The sequence below is a fragment of the Vibrio navarrensis genome, from assembly GCF_000764325.1.
GTDB classification, from domain to species: Bacteria; Pseudomonadota; Gammaproteobacteria; order Enterobacterales; family Vibrionaceae; genus Vibrio; species Vibrio navarrensis.
Window position 1 is genome coordinate 127152 of sequence record NZ_JMCG01000001.1, and the last position, 18863, is coordinate 146014.

Consider the following 18863-nt stretch of genomic DNA (forward strand, 5'->3'; position numbering starts at 1 on the left):
GTAAGCTACTCCCCAAAGACGAGCGCAATTCTAGCCAGCTTCCCCTACCAGCTCAAGTGAGAAATTACACAAAAACTCCCTTTTAAGAAAATTTGGACGAATAAGCCAATAAATTTCCACTAAAGGGGAAATTTGACCACGAATTAATCAAGATTAGCTCTACTCCCATGCAAAATATCTGGGTATACTTGATCGTTATTTTTTATCACTCTAGACAGAAATTTCGCGCGAACCTGACTATGCAAAAATACGATATCAAAACCTTTCAGGGTATGATCCTCGCGCTGCAGGATTATTGGGCCCAACAAGGCTGTACCATTGTTCAACCATTAGACATGGAAGTAGGTGCAGGTACTTCTCACCCAATGACATGTTTACGTGCACTTGGTCCTGAGCCAATTGCTACGGCTTACGTTCAGCCATCTCGTCGTCCGACTGACGGCCGCTACGGTGAAAACCCTAACCGCCTTCAACACTACTACCAGTTTCAAGTGATCATCAAACCATCACCAGACAACATCCAAGAACTGTACTTAGGTTCTCTGGAAGTACTGGGGGTTGATCCGCAAGTTCACGACATCCGTTTCGTCGAAGATAACTGGGAAAACCCGACACTGGGTGCTTGGGGTCTTGGCTGGGAAGTGTGGCTCAACGGCATGGAAGTCACTCAGTTTACCTACTTCCAACAAGTAGGCGGCCTGGAGTGTAAACCTGTTACTGGCGAGATCACTTACGGTATCGAGCGTCTGGCGATGTACATTCAGGGCGTGGATTCTGTTTACGATCTGGTTTGGACTGACGGTCCGCTGGGTAAAGTGACTTATGGCGACATCTTCCACCAAAATGAAGTTGAGCAATCCACTTACAACTTCGAACACGCCGATGTGGATTTCCTATTCACCTTCTTCGACCAGTGCGAAAAAGAGTGTAAACACCTGCTTGAGCTTGAAAAGCCGCTTCCACTGCCAGCTTACGAACGTATTTTGAAAGCTGGCCACGCGTTCAACCTACTGGATGCGCGTAAAGCCATCTCAGTCACAGAGCGTCAGCGTTACATCCTACGCATTCGTAACCTCACTAAATCGGTTGCAGAAGCGTACTACGCATCTCGTGAAGCTTTGGGCTTCCCTATGTGTAAAAAGGGTGAGGACAAATAAGATGGCAAAAGAATTTCTAATTGAACTCGGTACTGAAGAGTTACCACCAAAGCAACTTCGCACATTAGCGGAAGCATTTGCGGCAAACTTTGCAGCGGAATTGAAAGCCGCTGACCTTGCTCATGAAGGTATCAAATGGTTTGCAACGCCACGTCGTTTAGCACTTAAAGTCACTAACCTTGCTGAAGGTCAGGCTGACAAAGTGGTTGAAAAACGTGGTCCTGCGATTGCGGTTGCTTTTGATGCAGATGGTCAACCCACCAAAGCTGCTGAAGGCTGGGCTCGTGGTAACGGCATCACTGTTGAACAAGCCGATCGCCTAAAGACAGACCAAGGTGAATGGCTGCTTTACAAACAAGAAGTGAAAGGCCAACAAGCAAAAGCGGTGGTTGTTGAACTTGCCGCAAAAGCACTGGCTAACCTGCCTATCGCCAAACCAATGCGTTGGGGTGATAAAGAAACTCAATTTATCCGTCCGGTAAAAACACTGACTATCCTGTTCGGTGAGGAGCTTATCGAGGGCGAAATCCTTGGTGTCAGTTCTGCTCGTACTATCCGTGGTCACCGTTTCATGGGTGAAGCAGAATTCACTATCGATTCTGCCTCTCAATACCCAGCGATTCTGGAAGAGCGCGGTAAAGTCATCGCTGATTACGATGCTCGTAAAGCGACTATCATTGCTGATGCACAAAAAGCAGCACAACAAGTTGGCGGCGTTGCAGACCTAGAAGATGACCTAGTAGAAGAAGTAACTTCACTGGTTGAATGGCCTGTTGTGCTAACAGCTAAGTTTGAAGAAAAGTTCCTCAAAGTACCTTCAGAAGCGTTGGTTTACACCATGAAAGGCGATCAGAAGTACTTCCCAGTGTATGACGCAGAGAAAAAACTGCTGCCTAACTTTATCTTCGTCTCTAACATCGAGTCTAAAGAGCCTCGCCACGTTATTGAAGGTAACGAGAAAGTGGTTCGTCCACGTCTTGCTGATGCCGAATTCTTCTTCAACACTGACCGCAAGAGCAAACTGATTGATCGCCTACCTCAGCTAGAAACGGCCATCTTCCAGCAAAAACTGGGCACCATCAAAGACAAAACAGACCGTATCACTGAGCTTGCTGGCTACATTGCTGAGCAAATCGGTGCGGATGTTGAAAAATCAAAACGTGCTGGTCTGCTAGCTAAATGTGACCTAATGACATCAATGGTATTCGAGTTTACCGATACTCAAGGTGTGATGGGCATGCACTACGCACGCCACGACGGTGAAGCAGAAGAAGTGGCGGTAGCACTTAACGAGCAATACATGCCTCGTTTCGCTGGTGATAGCTTGCCAACCAACGGGGTTTCTGCCGCGGTTGCGATGGCGGATAAGCTGGACACTATCGTCGGTATCTTCGGTATAGGCCAAGCGCCAAAAGGCTCTGACCCATTTGCACTGCGCCGCGCATCACTGGGTGTTCTGCGTATCATCGTTGAATACGGTTACAACCTAGACTTAGTCGATCTCGTTGCGAAAGCGAAATCACTGTTTGGCGATCGTCTGACTAATGAAAACGTTGAGCAAGATGTGATTGAGTTTATGCTTGGTCGTTTCCGTGCATGGTACCAAGATGAAGGTTTCAGCGTAGACATCATCCAAGCGGTACTGGCTCGTCGCCCAACCAAACCAGCAGACTTTGACCAACGTGTTAAAGCGGTGTCTCACTTCCGTGAGTTGGATGCAGCAGAATCACTGGCAGCAGCGAACAAACGTGTGGGTAACATTCTGGCAAAATTCGAAGGCGAACTGCCAACTGAGATTGAGCTGTCTCTTCTTCAGGAAGATGCAGAAAAAGCGCTGGCTGAAAACGTTGAAGTACTCACAGAAGCGTTAGAGCCTGCATTTGCAACGGGTAACTACCAACAAGCATTGAGCCAACTTGCCGCGCTGCGTGAGCCAGTCGATGCCTTCTTTGATAACGTAATGGTGATGGCAGATGACGAAGCGTTGAAGAAAAACCGCTTAACTCTGCTTAACAACCTACGTAACCTGTTCTTGCAGATCGCCGATATTTCTCTACTGCAGAAATAACTCGACGTATCGCCAGATTTGTCGAATAAAATCGGCCAACCCAAGCCCAACTCCTCGGAGTTGGGCTTTGTTTTTCTGCTGTGCCAGATATTGTGCTTTGCCTCGCAATCACATTCAGGTATGTTCAATGTTTACTCGACCAGCCAGCAACGTACTGGCCTTTTAGGTACACAAAGCAATCACAATGAATTAGGTATAAAAACACATGCAGTTTTCAAAGTTTGGTGAAAAGTTTAATCAGTATTCCGGTATTACCCAGTTAATGGACGATTTGAATGATGGCCTACGCACTCCCGGCGCCATCATGCTCGGTGGCGGCAACCCTGCGGCCATTCCAGCCATGCTCGATTACTTTCATCAAGCCAGCGCGGACATGCTGGCCAGTGGCGAACTGGTCGCGGCCCTCGCCAACTACGACGGCCCGCAAGGCAAAGATGTGTTTGTAAAAGCCTTAGCGAAACTGCTCAAAGATACTTACGGCTGGAACATCAGCGAGAAAAACATCAGCCTGACCAACGGTAGCCAAAGCGGTTTCTTCTACCTGTTTAATCTGTTTGCCGGCAAGCAGAGCGATGGATCGCACAAGAAAATCCTATTGCCACTCGCCCCAGAATACATTGGCTATGCCGACGCGGGGATCGATGAAGATATCTTTGTCTCTTACCGCCCTGAAATTGAACTGCTCGACAATGGCTTATTTAAATATCACGTCGATTTCGAACAGCTTAAAGTCGATGACTCGGTTGCCGCTATTTGTGCCTCGCGTCCAACTAACCCAACTGGCAATGTGTTGACCGATGAAGAGATCGCCAAACTGGATAAGCTCGCGCGAGAAAATGATATCCCGCTGATCATCGACAATGCCTATGGCCTACCCTTCCCGAACATCATCTTCGAAGATGTGCAGCCACTTTGGAATGAGAACACCATCTTGTGCATGAGCCTCTCCAAACTTGGCCTACCGGGTGTACGTTGTGGCATCGTCATCGCCAGCGAAGAGGTAACGCAAGCGCTGACCAATATGAACGGCATTATTAGCTTGGCACCTGGCAGCATGGGCCCCGCGCTCGGCCATCATATGATCCGTCAAGACGATCTGCTGGCTCTGAGCTCGCAAGTGATTAAGCCTTTTTACCAGCACAAGTCGCAGCGCGCGGTCACGCTGCTGCAAGAGGCGATTCAGGATCCGCGTTTTCGTATCCACAAACCGGAGGGGGCGATCTTCTTATGGCTGTGGTTTGATGAATTGCCAATCACCACCATGGCGCTTTACCAACGTCTTAAAGCGCGCGGCGTATTGATTGTGCCGGGAGAATATTTCTTTATCGGCCAAGAAGAGAGTTGGGAGCACGCCCATCGGTGTTTGCGCATGAACTATGTGCAGGACGATGAGAAGATGCAGCAGGGCATCGCGATCATCGCCGAAGAGGTGGCTAAAGCCTACCAACAAGGGTAAGCGCGAAGTTGTGAACTCACCGATAAACGAAGAGCGCCAACTTGGGCGCTCTTTTCTCATCTCAATTGGGTAAGATTTATTTGTTTTCCAGCAACTGACCGTTACCGATAGCAATCTTACGCGGCTGCATCGCTTCAGGAATTTCACGCACTAAATCGATGTGCAATAGGCCATTTTCCATTGATGCGCCCACCACTTTCACGTAATCGGCCAACTGGAACTTACGTTCAAAGTCGCGCTCAGCGATGCCTTGATAAACGTAGTTTTTGCCTTCTTCCTCTTTGCGCTCGCCTTTCACAATCAGCAGATTTTCATTTTGCGTCAGATCAAGCTGCTCTTCGGCAAACCCCGCCACTGCCATGGTGATGCGGTAGTTGTGCTCATCTTTCTGCTCAATATTGTATGGAGGGTAGCCGCCTGAGCTGTTTTTCGCCGCATTGGCTTCCATCAGGTTCAACAAACGATCAAAACCAATCGCGTTGCGGTACAGTGGTGTGAAATCTACATTACGCATAATTCTATCCTCTTCATGTAAGCAATAGTCTTGCCCAGTAATGGTCGGGCGAAGAGTTCCAAAACACCATTCCTCTCAATCAGGACATGGGTGGAACAGGTTGTCAGTCTTGACCCGGTTCATCCTCAACAGAGCGATGCGGGTCGCGGTAAAGGCCCTTACGGCGCCTTCACTGACAGATATAAGGACGAGAAAAATCGCTTTCAAGAGTAAAAAGAAAAATTTTTTTAACGAAGAAAATCACAGGCATAAAAAAGCGCGGGCATAGAACCCGCGCTGTGTTTGAGCTAGAAAAGAGGCTGACTAGACGTCAAGGTTGGCCACTTTCAGTGCGTTGTTTTCGATAAACGCACGACGCGGCTCAACTTGGTCACCCATCAGTGTGGTAAACAACTCGTCAGCGCCCACCGCATCTTCGATGGTCACTTGCATCATACGGCGCGTTTCTGGGTCCATGGTCGTTTCCCAAAGCTGGCCAGGGTTCATCTCACCCAGACCTTTATAGCGTTGCAGGCTCAGACCGCGACGCGACTCTTTGATTAACCAATCCAATGCCGCAGCAAAGCTGCTGACTGGTTGCGTACGCTCACCACGTTTCACGTAAGCGCCCTCTTCAATCAGACCATCGAGAGCTTCAGCCAATTCCGCCAGCTTCTGGTACTCTTTCGAGTTGATTAGATCCACGCTCAGTGGGTAGTTGTGCATCACACCGTGAGTGCGCACCACAATCTTCGGCTGGTAACGATCTTGCTCTGCATCGTGCTCCACTTCAAAGCTGTATTGGCTTGCGCCCACTTCTTTGGCGTTAAGCTGTTCAACCAACTGCGCCGTCCAAGCCGAGATAGCCGCTTGATCGCTAAATTGCGCTTCGCTCAGGCGTGGCACATAAATCAATTCATGAATCAGTGCACGTGGGTAACGGCGACTCATGCGATCCACCAGCTTGATGGCCGCATTGTATTGCTGCACCAGTTTCTCCAGCGGTTCACCCGCCAGCGCAGGCGCGTCGGTATTAACATGCAGTTCGGCGTTATCCAGCGCCAAAGCGATTTGATACTGGTTCATCGCCTCTTCATCTTTGATGTACTGCTCTTGCTTGCCTTTCTTCACTTTGTACAGCGGTGGCTGAGCAATGTAGACGTAACCGCGCTCAATCAACTCCGGCATTTGACGATAGAAGAAGGTCAACAGCAGCGTACGGATGTGCGAACCATCGACGTCCGCATCGGTCATGATGATGATGTTGTGGTAACGCAGTTTGTCTGGGTTGTACTCGTCGCGGCCGATACCACAGCCCAGCGCAGTGATGAGGGTCGCCACTTCCTGCGAAGAGAGCATCTTGTCGAAACGTGCTTTCTCTACGTTGAGGATCTTACCTTTTAGCGGCAGGATGGCTTGGTTCTTACGGTTACGGCCCTGCTTGGCGGAACCGCCCGCAGAGTCACCCTCCACTATGTAGAGTTCAGACAGCGCTGGATCTTTTTCCTGACAATCCGCCAGTTTGCCCGGCAGGCCAGCGAGATCCAATGCGCCTTTACGACGAGTCATCTCGCGCGCTTTACGCGCCGCTTCACGGGCACGCGCGGCATCGATGATTTTCGAACAGACTTGTTTTGCTTCGCTTGGGTTTTCCGCCAAGAAGTCAGCCAGTTTCTCATTCATGGCTGATTCAACCGCTGATTTCACTTCAGAAGAAACCAGTTTGTCTTTGGTTTGGCTGGAGAATTTTGGATCAGGCACTTTCACCGACACCACGGCGGTTAAGCCTTCACGCGCATCATCACCCGACGTTGCCGCTTGCGCTTTTTTCGAGAAGCCTTCTTTGTCCATGTAGGTATTCAAGGTGCGAGTCAAGGCACCGCGGAAACCCGCCAAGTGAGTACCGCCATCGCGCTGCGGAATGTTGTTGGTAAAACAGTAGATGTTTTCTTGGAAACCATCGTTCCACTGCATCGCCACTTCCACCGAAATACCGTCTTCACGTTCTGTGTTGAAGTGGAACACTTTTTCATGGATTGGGGTTTTGTTGCGGTTTAGGTGAGTAACGAACGCTTGAATACCCCCTTCGTACATGAAGTGATCTTTCTTGTCTTCTTCACGCTCGTCCTGCAGTTTGATCGACACACCAGAGTTCAGGAAAGAGAGTTCACGCAGGCGCTTAGCGAGGATGTCGTAATGAAATTCGATGTTGGTGAAGGTTTCTGCACTTGGCCAGAAACGCACCGTGGTACCGGTTTTTTCGGTATCACCAACCACCGTCAGTGGTACTTGCGGCACGCCATGATGATAGGTTTGAGTATGAATATGGCCGCCACGGTAAATGGTCAACTGCACTTTTTCAGACAGCGCGTTAACTACCGACACACCCACACCGTGTAGACCGCCCGAGACTTTGTACGAGTTATCGTCAAACTTACCGCCGGCGTGCAGCACTGTCATAATCACTTCGGCGGCAGAGACTTTCTCTTCTGGGTGCAGTTCGGTCGGAATACCACGACCATCATCGCTGACAGAAACCGAGTTATCCTCATGAATCGTGACTACGATGTCTTTACAGTGACCTGCCAGTGCTTCATCAATTGAGTTGTCCACCACCTCGAAAACCATGTGGTGCAGACCGGTGCCATCATCGGTGTCACCGATGTACATACCCGGACGCTTACGAACCGCATCCAGACCCTTCAGTACCTTAATACTTGATGAATCGTAATTATTCGACATGAGTTACTCTCTCATTATTTATCCTTGCTCAATCACACCCTGATCCACATGGAACAGTTTCCCTGCCTCATCTCGCATGTCCGCGATCTGGTTTTCGGTAATTGAGCTTACAAAAACCTGAGCCCCCGTCGCTTTGAGGCAATCTGCCAAACGCTTGCGACGTTGACTGTCTAATTCTGACGCAAAATCATCTATCAGATAGATGCATTGCTTACCGGTCATTTCCGTTAGGTGCTGCCCCTGCGCCAAACGCAGTGCGCACACCATGAGTTTCAGTTGGCCACGTGACAGCACATCTTCCACCGGCGTGCCATTCACTTTGATGCGTAAATCCGCTTTATTTGGCCCACTGAAGGTATAGCCAAGCGCCTGATCCCGTTCGAAGTTTTTCTCAAGGATCTGCTGATAAGGCGTCTCTTTGTCCCAGCCGCGATAGTACTTCAGCTGAATATCAAACTCTGGCAAAAAATCGCGACACAGTTGCTCGGCTTTGCTTTGCATCTGCTCAACATAATGCTCACGCCATTGGCTTATCTGCTCCGCCAAGCGCGCCATTTCTTGATCCCAATAACTGAGTTCGCGGTAGCTTCTGGCGGTTTTGAGCAAGGCATTGCGCTGCTTGTTGAGACGCTTAAAGCGCCCCCAAGCATCAAAAAAGGCCGCTTCGCTATGAAACACGCCCCAATCGATAAAAGCACGGCGATGTTTCGGCCCATCGGTCAACAGATCAAACCCTTCAGGATGAATCAGTTGCAGTGGCAAAACCTGCGCCAACTGAGCGAGCTTTTGCCCAGACTGACCGCCTATTTTAACCTCTGTTGTGCCGTCGCGCTGCTTATTAATGCCAACGGGTAGCTCAAATTGATCCGAGTTCAAAAAACGACCATGAACAAACAGTTGGTCACACTCATTTTGAATCACTCGACCAGTCAGCGCGCTGCGAAACGAGCGGCCATGTCCCAATAAGTAGACCGCTTCTAGCACACTGGTTTTACCGCTGCCATTGGGGCCGATAAGAAAGTTAAAGCCTGGTGACAAGGCGATGTCACAGGCTTTGATATTACGAAACTGCTGAATAATCAGACGAGAAAGCGGCATTCAATCAGCTTACAGGCGGATCGGCATCACAACGTACATGGCGCTGTCGTCGTCGACATTTTCAATCAGCGCACTGGCGTTGGCATCCGACATCGAAATACGCACTTTGTCACAGCGCAGTGTATTGAGCACATCCAGCACGTAACTGACGTTAAAGCCAATTTCAATCGCTTCGCCTTCAAAAGAGACATCCAGCATCTCTTCTGCTTCTTCCTGCTCCGGGTTGTTGGCGGTAATGCGCATGTCACTGCCCGCTAGATTCACCCGTACGCCACGGAATTTTTCATTCGACAAGATCGCCGCACGCGCGAACGATTGACGCAGCTCGTCACAACTGGTTTCAAGCGTTTTTGTGGTGTGCTGCGGCATAACGCGACGATAATCCGGGAAACGGCCATCCACCAGCTTAGAGGTGAAGACAAAGTTATTGACTTCAGCGCGCAGGTTGGAGCTGCCGATTTGTAGCATCACAGGCTGTTCTGGCGCATCAAGCAATTTAACCAGCTCTTGCACCCCTTTGCGTGGCACAATGATCTGTTTTTGTGCGAAATCTGCGCCGAGTGCAACTTGCGAGACCGCCATACGGTGCCCGTCGGTCGCCACGCTGCGCAGGGTGGTGCCATCAATTTCAAACAGCATGCCGTTGAGGTAGTAGCGCACATCTTGGTTCGCCATAGAGAACTGCGTCTTCTCAATCAGCGCGCGCAGTTCGCCTTGCGTCAGCGACACTTCAACGTCACTTTGCCAATCTTCAATATTCGGGAAATCGTTGGCCGGCAACGTTGCCAGCGAGAAGCGGCTGCGGCCTGAGCGCAATTGCACGCGATCGCCTTCAAGGACAAAGGTAATCCGCGCGTCATCAGGCAAACCGCGGCAAATATCGAGAAATTTACGCGAGGGCACCGTAATGCTGCCCGCTTCAAATTCCCCTTCCAAGGTGACGCGGCTAATCAGCTCGACTTCCAAATCGGTCGCGGTCATCGACAACTGACCATTGTCGACCTTGATTAACAAGTTACCCAAAATAGGCAAAGTAGGACGGCCGCCCAAAGCACCGGAGACCTGTTGCAGCGGTTTAATAAAATGACTACGTTCAATGGTAAATTTCATGCTTGGCTCTTTACGCTGTCAGCTCAAATTGGGATTTGCTTAGAATTCTGCCATTTTAACCGATTAGGACGACAAGGTGCGAATCAAGTTCGAGTAATCTTCTTTAATGTCGTGGCTCTCTTCACGTAGCTGCTCAATTTTACGGCAGGCATGCAAAACCGTGGTGTGGTCACGGCCGCCAAACGCATCGCCGATTTCCGGCAGGCTGTGGTTGGTGAGCTCTTTCGCCAGCGCCATCGCCAGTTGACGCGGGCGCGCAACGGAGCGGGAACGGCGTTTTGAAAGCAGATCCGCCACTTTGATTTTGTAGTATTCCGCGACCGTCTTTTGAATGTTGTCGATGGTGACCAGCTTCTCTTGCAGCGCCAACAAATCGCGCAGCGCTTCACGCACGAAATCGATGGTGATCGGGCGACCGGTGAAGTTCGCGTTAGCAATCACGCGGTTTAGTGCGCCTTCAAGTTCACGCACGTTGGAGCGCAGACGTTTGGCAATAAAGAAAGCCACTTCGTCCGCCAAATGAATTTGGTGATCTTCGGCTTTTTTCATCAAGATCGCTACACGGGTTTCCAGCTCGGGCGGCTCTATCGCCACCGTCAAGCCCCAACCAAAGCGTGATTTCAGACGATCCTCAACGCCACTGATCTCTTTCGGATAGCGGTCTGAAGTGAGGATGATCTGTTGGTTGCCTTCTAAAAGTGCGTTAAAAGTGTGGAAGAACTCTTCTTGTGAACGCTCTTTGTTGGCGAAGAATTGGATGTCATCGATAAGCAGTGCATCGACGCTGCGGTAGTAACGTTTGAACTCTTCAATCGCGTTGTTTTGCAGCGCTTTCACCATGTCTTGCACAAAACGCTCTGAGTGCATGTACACCACTTTCGCGTTGGGTTTGTTATCCACAATGGCATTGCCGACCGCGTGCAACAAGTGGGTTTTACCTAAACCCGTTCCACCGTATAAAAAGAGGGGGTTGTAGGCACCGCCTGGGTTATCCGCTACCTGACGCGCCGCCGCCAAACCCAATTGGTTTGATTTACCTTCAACAAAGTTATTGAACTTATGTTTCGGGTTAACGTTGGAGCGGTGGTTGATGTCCGCAATCGCTTGGGCATCATCATCCCACGTTTTATGCACCGGTTTACGGGCGTGCAGTTGTGCAGGAGCTGACGACTCCGCCGCCACGTCGGCTGGTGTACGGGTTGGCGCAGGCTTTGGCGCTGCCACGGGCCGACTACCGATCTCAAAGCGCAGATTGGGAATGTCATGACCGCAATATTCCTGCAGCAGGCGATTGATGCTGTTGAGGTATTTATCACGCACCCAGTCTAGTACGAAGCGGTTAGGAGCAAACAAGGTGAGCGTGTTGCCATTGAGCTCCGCTTGTAACGGACGGACCCACATGCTGAATTCTGTAGCTGGTAGCTCTTCTTGAAGCCGCTGCATACATTGCAACCAAAGCGAAGATGACACGGTGCCCCCACGGATGTAAGAAATGATCGGAAAAGATTGGCAATTTTACCTGTTGATAACCGAGATCGCCAGCGATTGATCGAGGATCCAGTGAATAAGATCCAAGTTATTCACAATATTTTCGACATATTTTGCGAGATCATCACACCTTGCCCGCGCTTTACCCACATAAGGATCCACTTTTCCCAGGATCTTCGCCATTTATCCCCAAAATCCACTAAGCGCGCTACCATCTGGTTATGAATCATAACAACTTGTTATTTATTCTAATGAGACAATTCACATTAACATCACGCCCTATAATTCTGAGGAGTCACAAAATGAAAAACTGGATTAAAGCAAGTATTGCTGCCATTGCTCTGTCTGCCGCAACCACCCAAGCTCTGGCGCAAGAGGTGGTAAAAGTGGGGATGTCTGGCCGTTATTTCCCATTTACTTTTGTACAGAAAGATAAGCTACAAGGCTTTGAAGTCGACATGTGGGATGAGATCGGTAAACGCAATGGCTACCAAATCGAGTACGTGACGGCAAACTTCTCAGGTCTGTTTGGTTTGCTGGAAACCGGACGCATTGATACCATCTCCAACCAGATCACCATCACGGAAGCTCGTAAGGCGAAATACCTATTTGCTGACCCGTATGTGATCGATGGCGCGCAAATCACCGTGCGTAAAGGTAACGACAGCATTCAAGGCATTGACGATCTTGCAGGCAAAACAGTCGCGGTCAACCTTGGCTCAAATTTCGAGCAGTTGCTGCGCAGCTATGACAAAGACGGCAAAATTAAGGTGAAAACCTACGAAACGGGCATTGAGCATGATGTAGCGCTCGGCCGTGTCGATGCCTTTGTCATGGATCGTTTGTCGGCGCTGGAACTGATCAAAAAAACTGGCCTTCCGCTACAATTGGCAGGTCAGCCGTTTGAAACCATAGCCAATGCGTGGCCGTTTGTGAACAATGAGCGCGGTGCTAAGCTGCAAGGCGAAGTAAACCAAGCTCTCGCGGCAATGCGTGCCGACGGTACAGTAGAGAAAATTTCGCTCAAGTGGTTTGGTGCCGATATCACTAAGTAAGTGCACGCACACTCGATAACTCTGTTTTTTACTCAAGGTGGAAGCGCGTATTCCACCTTTTCTCGTCTTTAAAGGTAAGTGATATGGGATTTGATTTTAACTATATGCTCGAGCTATTGCCGATCCTGCTCAAGTACCTAGGTACGACGATGGAGATGGCCGCGTGGGGATTAGTCTTCTCTCTGATCCTTGCCGTTGTACTGGCCAATCTGCGCGTCTTCCGTGTTCCGGTGCTGGATCAACTTAGCCAACTGTACATCAGCTTTTTCCGTGGCACTCCACTGTTGGTGCAACTGTTCCTGCTCTATTACGGTTTGCCGCAAGTCTTTCCTCTGCTGGTGGGCATCGATGCCTTTTCCGCCGCCGTGATTGGTTTAACGCTGCACTTCGCCGCATACATGGCGGAAAGCATCCGTGCCGCCATCATCGGCATCGACCGAAGCCAAATGGAAGCGAGCTTGTCGGTCGGCATGACCACCAGCCAAGCGATGCGCCGCGTCATCCTGCCACAAGCGACCCGAGTGGCTCTGCCTTCCTTGATGAATTACTTCATCGACATGATCAAATCCACTTCGCTGGCGTTCACCTTAGGCGTGGCTGAAATCATGGCCAAAGCGCAAATGGAAGCGTCGTCCAGCTTCCGCTTTTTTGAAGCCTTCCTCGCGGTGGCACTGATTTATTGGGGCGTGGTGTTGATTCTCACCCGCGTGCAAACTTGGGCCGAAGCCAAACTGAACAAGGCATATGTACGATGATTAAACTGAGCAACATTCATAAACGCTACGGCGACAGCGAAGTCTTGAAAGGGATCGACATTGAGATTAAGCAAGGCGAGATCATCGTCATCATCGGTTCAAGCGGCACCGGGAAATCGACCTTATTGCGCTGCGTTAACTTTCTTGAGCAAGCCGATCAAGGCACCATCACCATTGATGACATCCGTGTCGACGCGCAAAATCACAGCAAAGCAGAAGTATTAGCGCTGCGCCGCCGCACGGGTTTTGTGTTTCAAAACTACGCGCTGTTTGCCCACCTGACCGCACGACAAAACATTGCCGAAGGCCTAGTGACAGTGCGTGGCTGGAAGAAAGCCGATGCCCTCAAGCGCGCACAGCAAATTCTGGACGACATTGGCCTGGGCGACAAAGGTGACAGCTATCCCGCCGCGCTCTCTGGCGGTCAGCAGCAACGCGTCGGCATTGGTCGCGCCATGGCGCTGCAACCTGAACTGCTGCTCTTCGATGAGCCGACTTCAGCGCTCGACCCAGAATGGGTCGGCGAAGTACTAGCGCTGATGAAAAAACTCGCCACACAACATCAAACCATGCTGGTGGTGACGCATGAGATGCAATTTGCCAAAGAGGTCGCCGACCGAGTGATCTTTATGGCAGAAGGAAACATTGTTGAACAAGGATCTCCACAGGATATCTTCGATAATCCACAAGATCCTCGACTGCAAAAATTCCTTCGTCAAGTTGGAGAGCGGTAAAGATCCCGACAAAGATCGCGAGATCCTTGAGATTTTACTCACACTCCGTATAATCCCCCGGCGGATTTTTTTACAGCCCTGCAAAGATTGACACTTTGTGTGACTGTGATTACAATTCCGCCTCTTTGTTGAGAGGCGTCGGTTATTCTTCTTTAATAAAGAGCTTCTTTATATAAAGAAAGCACAATGCCCACGCCGGGTTTAACAAGAACCTAAAACTACTGATCAGTAAGGTAATTACAATGGCTACTAAACGCACTTTTCAACCTTCAGTTCTGAAGCGCAAGCGTACTCACGGTTTCCGTGCTCGCATGGCGACTAAGAACGGTCGTAAAGTAATCAATGCACGTCGTGCGAAAGGCCGTGCGCGCCTGTCAAAATAATCACTAGCTTATTTTGAATACGTACGCGTTCAATCGGGAGTTACGTTTGTTAACTCCCGAGCATTATCAAAACGTCTTTCAGCAAGCTCACCGGGCTGGCTCTCCTCATTTCACTATCATTGCTCGCGATAATAACCTTTCTCATCCTCGTTTAGGCTTGGCTGTTCCCAAAAAGCAAATTAAAACTGCCGTTGGTCGCAACCGCTTCAAACGCATCGCTCGTGAAAGTTTTCGTAACACACAACATCAGCTTCCCAATAAAGATTTTGTTGTGATTGCCAAGAAAAGCGCGCAAGATTTGAGCAATGAAGAACTGTTTAAGTTGTTTGATAAGCTATGGCATCGCCTGTCTCGCCCTTCACGTGGTTAGCGATCGGACTCGTCCGTCTTTATCAAGGTCTCATCAGTCCTCTTCTCGGACCACGCTGTCGTTTTACTCCAACCTGTTCAACCTATGCGATAGAAGCGTTGAAAGCTCACGGTTTGGTAAAAGGATGTTGGTTATCAGGCAAACGTCTATTAAAATGCCACCCTTTGAACGAAGGGGGGTATGACCCCGTTCCACCAGTCCAAAAACAAGACAGAGATAAATAACGATGGATTCTCAACGCAATATCCTGTTAATCGCTCTGGCATTGGTTTCTTTCCTGCTGTTCCAACAGTGGCAAGTAGCAAAGAATCCAGCACCACAAGCGGCTACTCAGGCTCAATCAAGCAGTGCGCTACCTGCACCATCTTTTGCTGATGAACTGGACCCGTCTCCGGCTCAACAGGCATCGGCCAAACTCATCACAGTGACGACAGATGTCCTGACTCTGTCAATCGACACAGTGGGTGGTGATGTGGTAACCGCAGAACTGAACCAGTATGCGGCTGAGCAGAATTCTTCTGACGCCTTTGTGCTGTTGAAGGACATTCAAGGTCATCAATTTATCGCTCAAAGCGGCTTAGTCGGCCCACAAGGGATCGATTTGAGCAGCAGCAACCGTCCTCAATATCAAGTGAGTGCGGAGAGCTTTACGCTGGCTGACGGTCAAGACGAACTACGCATTCCAATGAGCTATGAAGCCAACGGCCTGCAATACACAAAAACGTTCGTACTAAAACGCGGCAGCTACGCGGTGGACGTTGAGTTTGACGTAGTGAATAACTCCGGCAACAACGCTACTTTCGGTATGTACGCGCATTTACGTCAAAATCTGATGGACGCGGGCGGCAGCATCACCATGCCAACCTACCGTGGCGGTGCGTACTCAAGCGAAGAGACTCGCTACAAGAAGTACAGCTTCGACGACATGCAAGATCGCAACCTGTCGGTTAACCTGCCAAATGGCCAAGGCTGGGCGGCGATGATCCAGCACTACTTTGCTGCCGCGTGGATCCCTCGTAACGAACCAGGCACTAACCTTTACACTCGCGTGATTGGCAACATGGGCGACATTGGCGTACGTATGCCAAACAAAACCATTGCCAACGGCGAAAAAGCGCATTTCAGCGCCACCTTATGGACAGGCCCTAAACTGCAAGATCAAATGGCTGCCACCGCACCAAACCTTGATCTAGTTGTAGACTACGGCTGGCTATGGTTTATCGCTAAGCCACTGCACATGCTGCTGTCGTTTATCCAGAGCTTTGTCAGCAACTGGGGTGTGGCCATCATCTGTTTGACCTTCATCGTCCGTGGCGCCATGTACCCACTGACCAAAGCCCAGTACACCTCAATGGCGAAAATGCGCATGCTGCAACCTAAACTGCAAGCAATGCGTGAGCGTATCGGCGATGACCGTCAACGCATGAGCCAAGAGATGATGGAGCTGTACAAGAAAGAGAAAGTGAACCCTCTGGGTGGCTGTCTGCCACTAGTACTACAGATGCCAATCTTTATTGCTCTGTACTGGTCGCTGATGGAATCGGTTGAATTACGTCACTCACCTTTCTTTGGTTGGATCACAGACTTGTCTGCGCAGGACCCGTACTACATCCTACCGCTGCTGATGGGTGCTTCAATGTTCATGATCCAAAAAATGAGCCCAACCACAGTCACAGACCCAATGCAGCAGAAGATCATGACCTTCATGCCAGTGATGTTCACCTTCTTCTTCCTGTTCTTCCCGTCTGGTCTGGTTCTGTACTGGCTGGTATCGAACATCGTCACTCTGATCCAACAGTCTTTGATTTACAAAGCGCTGGAGAAAAAAGGCTTACACACCAAGTAAGTGAACTCAGAGTAAGGAAAGGCGGCCAAAAGGTCGCCTTTTTGTTTTTCGCTGATTACAATTCAGCTAACTGCTTTTTCAGGTCACTGCGACCACAAACAAATAGGTTTCTTTATGACAACAGATACGATTGTTGCCCAAGCCACTGCGCCGGGTCGCGGCGGTGTCGGGATCATTCGCGTCTCTGGGCCAAAAGCCGCTCAGGTGGCGCTGGAAGTGACTGGTAAGGCCCTCAAACCGCGCTACGCCGAGTACCTCCCTTTTACCGCGCAAGATGGCAGCGTGCTCGATCAGGGCATCGCCCTCTACTTCCCCAACCCACATTCGTTTACCGGCGAAGATGTGGTGGAGTTTCAAGGCCACGGCGGCCCAGTCGTGATGGACATGCTGATTAAGCGCATTCTCACCATCAAAGAGCTACGTCCAGCGCGCCCTGGAGAGTTTTCTGAGCGCGCCTTTCTCAACGACAAAATGGACCTCACTCAAGCCGAAGCGATTGCCGACCTGATTGACGCCAGCTCGGAAGAAGCGGCCAAATCGGCGCTCCATTCACTGCAAGGTCAGTTTTCCAAACGCATCAACACCTTGGTTGAATCCTTGATTCATCTGCGTATCTACGTTGAGGCCGCGATTGATTTTCCTGAAGAAGAGATCGACTTTTTGGCGGACGGCAAAGTCGCTGCCGACCTGCAAGGGATCATCGATAACCTTGATGCGGTGCGCCAAGAAGCCAATCAAGGTGCGATTATGCGTGAAGGGATGAAGGTAGTAATAGCCGGCCGCCCGAATGCGGGCAAATCGAGCCTGCTCAACGCGCTTTCTGGTAAAGAGTCTGCGATTGTCACCGACATTGCTGGCACCACCCGTGACGTACTGCGAGAGCACATCCACATCGATGGCATGCCACTGCATATCATCGATACCGCGGGCCTGCGTGATGCTTCTGATGAAGTGGAGAAGATAGGCATTGAACGTGCTTGGGATGAAATTCGTCAAGCCGATCGCGTGCTGTTTATGGTCGATGGCACCACCACCGAAGCAACCGATCCTCAAGAGATCTGGCCCGATTTTGTTGACCGCCTGCCAAACAGCATCGGCATCACGGTGATCCGTAATAAAGCCGATCAAACCCAAGAAGAACTTGGGATCTGCCATGTGAGTAACCCGACCTTGATCCGCCTTTCTGCCAAAACAGGCCAAGGGGTCGATGCGCTGAGAAAACACTTGAAAGAGTGCATGGGCTTTTCTGGCCAAAGCGAAGGGGGGTTTATGGCCCGCCGCCGCCACCTCGATGCGTTGCAACGCGCCGCAGAGCACCTGCAAATCGGTCAAGAACAGCTTGAAGGCTACATGGCCGGGGAAATCCTCGCTGAAGAGCTGCGCATCGCTCAGCAGCATTTAAACGAGATTACCGGTGAGTTCAGCTCTGATGATTTGCTCGGCCGAATCTTCTCCTCGTTTTGTATCGGCAAGTAATAGACTTGTTGCAAAGCAGCCTCCGGGCTGCTTTTTTATTACCCGTAAACACAGGCACAAACCATCTCATTGATGCGGCTGCCTTTTTAAAGCCGACACTTCCTCTCTTGGAGGAAATCACGCATCATAGACTCGATAACGACTGCAAACCGTTTAAAGGAAGAGCTATGATCCACATTATTACAGGCAGTACCTTAGGTGGGGCCGAATATGTTGGCGATCACTTAAGTGATCTCCTCAATGCCGAAGGGTTGGAAACCACCATCCACAACCAACCCGAGTTAAACGAGATCGCCAATCAAGGCATTTGGTTGATCATCACCTCCACCCATGGTGCGGGTGAATACCCAGACAATATCCAACCCTTTATTGCCGCTCTGCAGAATACGCCCCCCAAAATGAGTGACGTGCGCTACGCGGTGATCGCGATTGGTGATTCGAGTTACGACACCTTCTGCGCTGCTGGCCAGCACGCCCATCATCTGCTGCAAGACATTGGTGCAACTCCCATTACGGAATGCCTCACTATTGATGTGCTAGAACATACCGTGCCAGAAGACGCTGCGGAAAGCTGGCTGAAAAGCCATTTGCCTCTGTTACGTTAAACCATCTCACCCAGTTCTCTCTCGCCT

The 18863-nt window shown here is 50.2% G+C and carries 18 protein-coding genes; 12 read left to right on the plus strand and 6 right to left on the minus strand.

Annotation, left to right across the window (positions count from 1 at the left end):
• Positions 1-239: 239 nt before the first annotated feature.
• From glyQ to EA26_RS00625, 3 genes are all read left to right on the plus strand, one after another.
• Positions 240-1157, plus strand: coding sequence for a glycine--tRNA ligase subunit alpha (gene glyQ / locus EA26_RS00615; protein WP_039428662.1), 918 nt, complete (start codon positions 240-242; stop codon positions 1155-1157).
• 1 nt (position 1158) lies between these two features.
• Complete coding sequence (glyS, locus tag EA26_RS00620) at positions 1159-3225, plus strand: glycine--tRNA ligase subunit beta (RefSeq protein WP_039422314.1); 2067 nt, start codon at positions 1159-1161, stop codon at positions 3223-3225.
• Positions 3226-3430: 205 nt separating this feature from the next.
• Positions 3431-4681 carry a valine--pyruvate transaminase gene (locus tag EA26_RS00625; protein WP_039422317.1) on the plus strand — a complete coding sequence of 417 codons (1251 nt, stop codon included), beginning with the start codon at positions 3431-3433 and terminating at the stop codon, positions 4679-4681.
• A gap of 76 nt (positions 4682-4757) precedes the next feature.
• Here the strand turns inward: EA26_RS00625 and EA26_RS00630 are convergent, their stop codons facing one another.
• The 6 genes from EA26_RS00630 to EA26_RS21945 form a co-directional block, all read right to left on the minus strand.
• Positions 4758-5195, minus strand: a complete 438-nt coding sequence (locus EA26_RS00630) for an Hsp20 family protein (RefSeq protein WP_039422320.1) — start codon at positions 5193-5195, stop codon at positions 4758-4760.
• 303 nt (positions 5196-5498) lie between these two features.
• The gene (gene gyrB, locus EA26_RS00635) at positions 5499-7916 is read right to left on the minus strand and encodes a DNA topoisomerase (ATP-hydrolyzing) subunit B (RefSeq protein WP_039422323.1); all 2418 of its coding nucleotides are present in this window, start codon (positions 7914-7916) and stop codon (positions 5499-5501) included.
• 18 nt (positions 7917-7934) lie between these two features.
• A complete protein-coding gene (gene recF, locus EA26_RS00640; protein ID WP_039422325.1) occupies positions 7935-9014 on the minus strand; it encodes a DNA replication/repair protein RecF in 1080 nt (359 codons plus the stop codon).
• Positions 9015-9023: 9 nt separating this feature from the next.
• On the minus strand, positions 9024-10124 hold the full coding sequence (gene dnaN / locus EA26_RS00645) for a DNA polymerase III subunit beta (RefSeq protein WP_039422327.1): 1101 nt from the start codon (positions 10122-10124) through the stop codon (positions 9024-9026).
• Positions 10125-10187: 63 nt separating this feature from the next.
• Complete coding sequence (gene dnaA, locus EA26_RS00650) at positions 10188-11594, minus strand: chromosomal replication initiator protein DnaA (RefSeq protein WP_039422330.1); 1407 nt, start codon at positions 11592-11594, stop codon at positions 10188-10190.
• A 45-nt stretch (positions 11595-11639) separates the two neighbouring features.
• Positions 11640-11795, minus strand: a complete 156-nt coding sequence (locus tag EA26_RS21945) for a hypothetical protein (RefSeq protein ID WP_167520855.1) — start codon at positions 11793-11795, stop codon at positions 11640-11642.
• 119 nt (positions 11796-11914) lie between these two features.
• Between EA26_RS21945 and EA26_RS00655 the strand changes: the two genes are divergently transcribed.
• From EA26_RS00655 to mioC, 9 genes are all read left to right on the plus strand, one after another.
• Positions 11915-12667 (plus strand): amino acid ABC transporter substrate-binding protein, encoded by a 753-nt coding sequence (locus EA26_RS00655; RefSeq protein WP_039422332.1) that lies wholly within the window; start codon positions 11915-11917, stop codon positions 12665-12667.
• Positions 12668-12750: 83 nt separating this feature from the next.
• Positions 12751-13422: an amino acid ABC transporter permease gene (locus EA26_RS00660; RefSeq protein ID WP_039422334.1), complete on the plus strand. Its 672-nt coding sequence runs from the start codon at positions 12751-12753 to the stop codon at positions 13420-13422.
• Positions 13419-14156 (plus strand): amino acid ABC transporter ATP-binding protein, encoded by a 738-nt coding sequence (locus EA26_RS00665; protein ID WP_039422336.1) that lies wholly within the window; start codon positions 13419-13421, stop codon positions 14154-14156. Before EA26_RS00660 ends, EA26_RS00665 begins: the two co-directional genes overlap by 4 nt.
• Positions 14157-14398: 242 nt before the next feature.
• Positions 14399-14539: a 50S ribosomal protein L34 gene (gene rpmH, locus EA26_RS00670; RefSeq protein ID WP_011079039.1), complete on the plus strand. Its 141-nt coding sequence runs from the start codon at positions 14399-14401 to the stop codon at positions 14537-14539.
• Between the two features lie 46 nt (positions 14540-14585).
• Positions 14586-14909, plus strand: coding sequence for a ribonuclease P protein component (gene rnpA / locus EA26_RS00675; RefSeq protein WP_039422349.1), 324 nt, complete (start codon positions 14586-14588; stop codon positions 14907-14909).
• Positions 14876-15133 carry a membrane protein insertion efficiency factor YidD gene (gene yidD, locus EA26_RS20165; protein ID WP_081947004.1) on the plus strand — a complete coding sequence of 86 codons (258 nt, stop codon included), beginning with the start codon at positions 14876-14878 and terminating at the stop codon, positions 15131-15133. The genes rnpA and yidD overlap by 34 nt, the downstream gene beginning before the upstream one ends.
• 2 nt (positions 15134-15135) lie before the next feature.
• Positions 15136-16755 (plus strand): membrane protein insertase YidC, encoded by a 1620-nt coding sequence (yidC, locus tag EA26_RS00680; protein WP_039422351.1) that lies wholly within the window; start codon positions 15136-15138, stop codon positions 16753-16755.
• A gap of 114 nt (positions 16756-16869) precedes the next feature.
• The gene (mnmE, locus tag EA26_RS00685) at positions 16870-18231 is read left to right on the plus strand and encodes a tRNA uridine-5-carboxymethylaminomethyl(34) synthesis GTPase MnmE (RefSeq protein WP_039422353.1); all 1362 of its coding nucleotides are present in this window, start codon (positions 16870-16872) and stop codon (positions 18229-18231) included.
• Between the two features lie 167 nt (positions 18232-18398).
• On the plus strand, positions 18399-18836 hold the full coding sequence (gene mioC / locus EA26_RS00690; RefSeq protein ID WP_039422355.1) for an FMN-binding protein MioC: 438 nt from the start codon (positions 18399-18401) through the stop codon (positions 18834-18836).
• The last annotated feature ends 27 nt before the right edge of the window (positions 18837-18863 follow it).